Origin of the sequence: uncultured Fretibacterium sp. (assembly GCF_938040765.1) — a bacterium.
Classification (GTDB): domain Bacteria; phylum Synergistota; class Synergistia; order Synergistales; family Aminobacteriaceae; genus CAJPSE01.
Map to the genome: position 1 here is coordinate 1 of NZ_CALIAA010000108.1, position 4,998 is coordinate 4,998.

Here is a 4,998-nt window from a genome sequence, read left to right on the forward strand (position 1 = left end):
TGTAGATGTTTTGCATATTTCGCCTTTGAGAAATATGCACTTTGGTTTTAATCAGCGCTTCCCGAAATCAGGTCCGCCAGGGTGAACTCCAGAGCCTTGCGCAGCTCCTCCAGAGGAATCCTGAGCTGGTGGCCGATTCGGCCCGCACTGACGACGATCGTGCCGAGCCGCTCCGCGGAGGCGTCGATGACGGTGGGGAAGGCCTTCTTCATCCCGACCGGGGAGCATCCGCCGTGCACGTAGCCCGTCAGCGGCAGGAGCTCCCTGGAGTGCACCATCTCGACGGACTTCTCCCCGACGGCCCGGGCGGCCTTCCTCAGGTCCAGAGCGCCCGTCGCGGGCACGACGAAGACGTAGTGGTTCCGCGTCCTGCCGACCGTGACGAGGGTCTTGAAGAGCCCCTCGGGCTCCAGTCCGAGCAGGTGCGCCGCCTCGAGCGCGCTCACGGCCTCGGAGGCGGGGAAGGAGAGGGCTTCGTAGGCCGCGCCCCTGGCGTCCAGAATGCGCATCGCGTTGGTCCTGTCGCTTCCCCTGCTCATGGCGGGCTCCCTTTTTCTCTCTCCGGCACGGGGGTCAGCGCCACGACCTGGCGCGTTCCAGCATCCGGTCCCGGTCGAGCGGCCGGACGGCGTCGACGATCCACGTGCGCATCGCCGCGCCCTCCGGCGTGTCCTGGGAGGCGGAGAGAAACTCCAGCTCCACGCCCAGGGCCGCCGCCACGTCGTGGGCCAGGACGGGCCAGACCCTGCCGATGTCGCCGATGACCGGGACACTGCCCTCGTGGCGGGCGAAGGCGGACATCTCCATGCGGAAGGGAATGCGCGCCACCTTCGTCTTGGGCAGCCCCTTGTCGATGGCGTTCTGGACGGTGTCGTTCAGCTCGACGGCGCGCCTGAGGTTCTCGTCCAGATCGATGCGCACCAGCGTCTTGTCCCGGAGGCTGTAGGTGAACTGCCGGGCCCAGGAGGCCCAGATGCCGTGGCCCGTGTAGCACTCGAAGGGGCCGTCGTGGATCTCCTGCGTCAGGGCGACGGCGGACTCGATGATGACGTCGCAGTCCGCGAGCATCCGTGCCAGGCGCATGGAGCGCGCGGAGACGGGGATGCTGTCGCCGATGGCCATCCCGATGGCGCCCCCGCCGACGAGCTGCGGGATCGTCACCAGCACGGGGACGCCGCGCGCGTCCGCCGCGCCCAGCATGGTGCGGGGGTCGCACCCCCAGCCGGCCACTACCTCGAAGGGAAGGCCGTAAAGCTGCGCCAGGGTCAGGATCTCGCCCGCCAGGCGCTCGCCCCTCAGCCCCATCGGATAGGCCATGTTCCCGGCCGCCTTGACGATCTCGCCCTGCACGGGGAGCCTCCGCCCCCGCTCCAGGAGCTCGTCGTCCAGGGGCATCTCCCGCCTCAGGGCCGCCCACTCCGCGTCCCCCATCCGCGTGAACTCGAACAGGTCGCCCCTCGGCATCTTCTCCAGGTCCATCCCGAGGGCCGCGGCGTCCACGCGCCACACCCGGTCGAGCGCGCCGCCCATCTCGTGGGAGACGACGGCGGAGCTCGTGGAGACGGCATCGACCAGCCCGACGCGGATCAGCTCCGCAATGAGGGTCGTGACCCCCTCGTGGATGTTGGGGCCGCTCCCGGTGACGACCATCACCCTGCCCCCCCGCACCTTGACCTCGACGATGCGCCGGACCGCCGCGGCCAGGGCGGCGCGCGAGCGCTCGTCCAGCGACGCGCGGAACGTCTCGATCAGGGGAGCGCCGAACAACGTGTCTGTCCTCATGAATCGCTGTGCCTCCAAAACTGCGGGATCAAACTGCAGGATCACTTTACGTAGGTTTTAATCACGGACCACGTCCGCTCCGCCGCGCCCCCGAGCGTCTCGAAGAACTCCCGGCAGGCCCTGCGGACGCGCTCCCTCTCGGCCGGAGCCAGAGCGCGTTCCCAGGCGGCGGCGAGCTCGTGGGCGCTCCCGACGCACCGCGCGGCCCCCATGCGGTCCATGCGCTCCGTGTCCGGAAAGTCGGCCATGTCCGGTCCGTGTGCCGTGGGGACCTCCAGCAGCGCGGGCTCCAGAGGGTTCTGGCCGCCCTTGTGCACGAGGCTGCCCCCGACGAACGCCGCATCGGCCGCCGCGTAGAGGTCGAAGAGCAGTCCGATGCGGTCGGCCACGGCGACGTCCCAGTCGTCGGGGAGCCGGGATAGCAGGTCCGCGCGGAGCTCCGGATAGGGCAGTGCCGCGGCGACGGCGAACAGGGCTCGCTCGGGGTGGCGCGGCACGATCACCAGACGGGCGCCGGGGTGGCTGCTCCGGAGCCTGCGGAAGGCGGCGATCACGATGTCGTCCTCGCCCTTGTGCGTACTGCCGGCCACGAACAGGGGCGCGTCCCCCCGCCGCAGGTGCGTCCAGCGGGACGCGTCGGCCTCGGACCTCCGGCTCATCAGGGCATCCACCTTGCAGTCGCCCGTCACGACGATCCTCTCCGCAGGGACGCCCAGGGCCAGGAAGTGCTCGCGGTCCTCGTCGAAGCGCACGAGGATGCGCTCGAAGCAGGAGAGGACGCCGCGCCAGAACGGGGCCTGCCTCCTGAGCTTCCGGAAGCTCTTCTCCGAGAGCCTGCCGTTTGCCAGGAACGCGGGGACGCCCCGTGCCTTCAGCTCGGAGAGCATCTCGGGCCAGCGCTCCGTCTCCATCGCGACGTAGGCTTTGGGGCGTGCGGCGTCGAGGGCCGAACGAACGAACCTGGGGACGTCCCAGGGACTGTAGACCATCCTGTCCGCCGCACCGCCGATCAGCTGAACGGCCATCTCCCGGCCCGTCCGCGTGACGGTGGAGAGCAGACAGGGCAAAGGGGGCTCGCCGGATGAGGGTGCGTCGCGCTTCATCGCCCGGATCAGGGGACTGGCGGACTGCACCTCGCCGACCGAAACGGCGTGGACCCACACGCCCCCCTGAGGGACGCCCTCGAAGCGTCCCATCCGCTCGTCCAGTCCGACATCGTACTTCCGGCGCAGCCACCGCAGGCCGCCGGCCGCAAAAAAGGCGTTGATCCCCAGACGGTAGGCGGACATTCCGGTCCGCCACGCCCAAGTCTCCCGCTTCGATTCCTCCACGGCGCACACCTCCGTCACAATAAGAAAGGGCACACGAAACGTGCGAAGCAGACGAAAAAACGAGGAAAGCCGGCTGCTCCGACGGACTCCCTCCCCGTACGAAAGCCGGAGTACGAGGCCCGTCCGGGACCTGCGTGCCCGCACGTATTATCGCACGAACGGGCAGCCCGAGGGGACGGCAGCCCCTTCCCCGCGTCCTTTCCTCTCGTGAAAATGTATAATGGAAGCGCAAAGCGTCCGTTTCCATTATACTGGAGGTTCCCGATGAAGTTCACGGAGAAGGTCTACGCGCTCGTCGCCCGGATTCCGCGGGGGCGGGTCGTCTCCTACGGGCAGGTCGCCGCGTGGTGCGGATCGCCCCGTGCGGCCCGTGTGGTGGGGTGTGCGATGGCCTCCGTGCCGCGGGAGCTGGGCCTGCCCTGCCATCGGGTCCTCCGCTCGGACGGATCGGTGACGGAGGCCTTCGGGCCCGGCGGGCAGAGGCGCCTTCTCGAGCGCGAGGGGGTCCTCTTCACGCCCGACGGGCGGGCGGATATGGGGCGCTTTCACTGGGACCGCGGCGGGGCCGCCGAGCTTTCGGGGACGGGCTGGAAGAGGAGTCGCGAGAAAGAACCGGAATGAGAACAGGAGGCGGTAACCGCCATGAGAACCGTATTGCACGAGGCGGCGGAGTTGGGACAGAGCGTCTGGCTGGACACGATCAGCCGGGACCTCATCCTCTCGGGAGGACTGGAGCGCTGGATCGAGCAGGGCGTCGTCGGGGTGACGACGAACCCCTCGATCTTCGAGCAGGCCATCGCGAACACGAAGGACTACGACGGCGAGATCGCGGCGATGGCCCGCGAGGGCAGGGAGGCGGCGGAGATCTACGAGGTCCTGACGCTGCGCGAGGTCGGATCGGCGGCCGATATACTCAGGCCCGTCCATGAACGCACCCGGGGGCTGGACGGCTACGTCAGCCTGGAGGTCAACCCTCTGCTGGCGTCCGACCGGGAAAGCACCGTATCGGAGGCGAAGCGCCTCTTCGCCGCCCTGGACCGCCCGAACGTCATGATCAAGATCCCGGCGACCCCCGAGGGGGTCGAGGCGCTCGAGGACTGCATCGCGGCGGGAGTCAACGTCAATTCCACGCTGATCTTCTCCGAGGCGCAGTACGCGTCGGTTGCGGAGGGATACATCCGGGGCCTGGAGGCCCGGGCCCTTCAGCGCCTGCCCCTGGCGGTCGCGTCCGTCGCGTCGGTCTTCGTCAGCCGCGTGGACACGGCGGTGGACAAGCTCCTGGCGGCCAGGGGCGAGACGGCGCTTCTGGGCAGGACGGCCATCGAAGGCATCCGGGCGACGTACCGGCGCTTCCGCGACATCTTCTCCGGGCCGAGGTGGGATGTCCTGGCCGGCCCGGCCCGGGGGGCCCGGGTCCAGCGCCCGCTCTGGGCCAGCACGGGGACGAAGAACCCCGCGTACTCGGACGTGTTGTATCTGGAGACGCTGATCGGGCCGGATACGGTGAACACCGTTCCGCCCAAGACCCTGACTGCGTTCCTGGACCACGGCCGTGCGGAGCGGACGCTCGACGCCGCCCCGGACGGGACATTGGCGAAGCGGCTCGCGGAGCTGGGGATCGACCTCGACGCGGTCTGTTCCACGCTGCTCTCGGACGGGCTCTCGGCCTTCGAGTCCTCGTTCCGGTCGCTCCTCCTGGCCATCGAGGAGAAGATGAGACCTTAAGCTCCGGTCCGGGGCTTTTGCCGCGAACTTGAATCCCCCGTCCTGCGGGATTGGACAGGACGGGATGTTGAGTTATTATGTCTATGGAAGCGCTGATTAAAACAAGAAAGCATATTTTGCCAGAGGGAAATATGCAAAACATCTATGGGCAAAAATCTCC

Annotated in this window: 5 protein-coding genes; 2 read left to right on the forward strand and 3 right to left on the reverse strand. The window is 68.4% G+C overall.

From position 1 onward, the window contains the following. Nucleotides 1-47: 47 nt before the first annotated feature. Genes ybaK through Q0176_RS03985 form a run of 3 tightly spaced genes read right to left on the reverse strand, consistent with a single transcriptional unit; the run spans nucleotide 48 to nucleotide 3,113 of the window. Complete coding sequence (gene ybaK / locus Q0176_RS03975) at nucleotides 48-539, reverse strand: Cys-tRNA(Pro) deacylase (protein ID WP_299299457.1); 492 nt, start codon at nucleotides 537-539, stop codon at nucleotides 48-50. A gap of 34 nt (nucleotides 540-573) precedes the next feature. Next, on the reverse strand, nucleotides 574-1,782 hold the full coding sequence (locus Q0176_RS03980; RefSeq protein WP_299299459.1) for a hypothetical protein: 1,209 nt from the start codon (nucleotides 1,780-1,782) through the stop codon (nucleotides 574-576). 41 nt (nucleotides 1,783-1,823) lie between these two features. Further along, nucleotides 1,824-3,113 (reverse strand): glycosyltransferase N-terminal domain-containing protein, encoded by a 1,290-nt coding sequence (locus Q0176_RS03985; RefSeq protein WP_299299460.1) that lies wholly within the window; start codon nucleotides 3,111-3,113, stop codon nucleotides 1,824-1,826. A gap of 264 nt (nucleotides 3,114-3,377) precedes the next feature. On the opposite strand from Q0176_RS03985, the gene Q0176_RS03990 reads away from it, so the two are divergent. Together Q0176_RS03990 and tal are read left to right on the forward strand one after the other, a co-directional pair. Continuing rightward, the gene (locus Q0176_RS03990) at nucleotides 3,378-3,734 is read left to right on the forward strand and encodes an MGMT family protein (RefSeq protein ID WP_299299462.1); all 357 of its coding nucleotides are present in this window, start codon (nucleotides 3,378-3,380) and stop codon (nucleotides 3,732-3,734) included. A gap of 21 nt (nucleotides 3,735-3,755) precedes the next feature. Beyond that, nucleotides 3,756-4,838 carry a transaldolase gene (gene tal / locus Q0176_RS03995; protein WP_299299464.1) on the forward strand — a complete coding sequence of 361 codons (1,083 nt, stop codon included), beginning with the start codon at nucleotides 3,756-3,758 and terminating at the stop codon, nucleotides 4,836-4,838. Nucleotides 4,839-4,998 lie beyond the last annotated feature (160 nt).

What these genes read in the sequence shown, in the direction of transcription:
- ybaK (WP_299299457.1), bottom strand. Translation starts at nt 539, where the DNA reads ATGAGCAGGGGAAGCGACAGGACCAACGCGATGCGCATTCTGGACGCC.
- Q0176_RS03980 (WP_299299459.1), bottom strand. Translation starts at nt 1,782, where the DNA reads ATGAGGACAGACACGTTGTTCGGCGCTCCCCTGATCGAGACGTTCCGC.
- Q0176_RS03990 (WP_299299462.1), top strand. Translation starts at nt 3,378, where the DNA reads ATGAAGTTCACGGAGAAGGTCTACGCGCTCGTCGCCCGGATTCCGCGG.
- tal (WP_299299464.1), top strand. Translation starts at nt 3,756, where the DNA reads ATGAGAACCGTATTGCACGAGGCGGCGGAGTTGGGACAGAGCGTCTGG.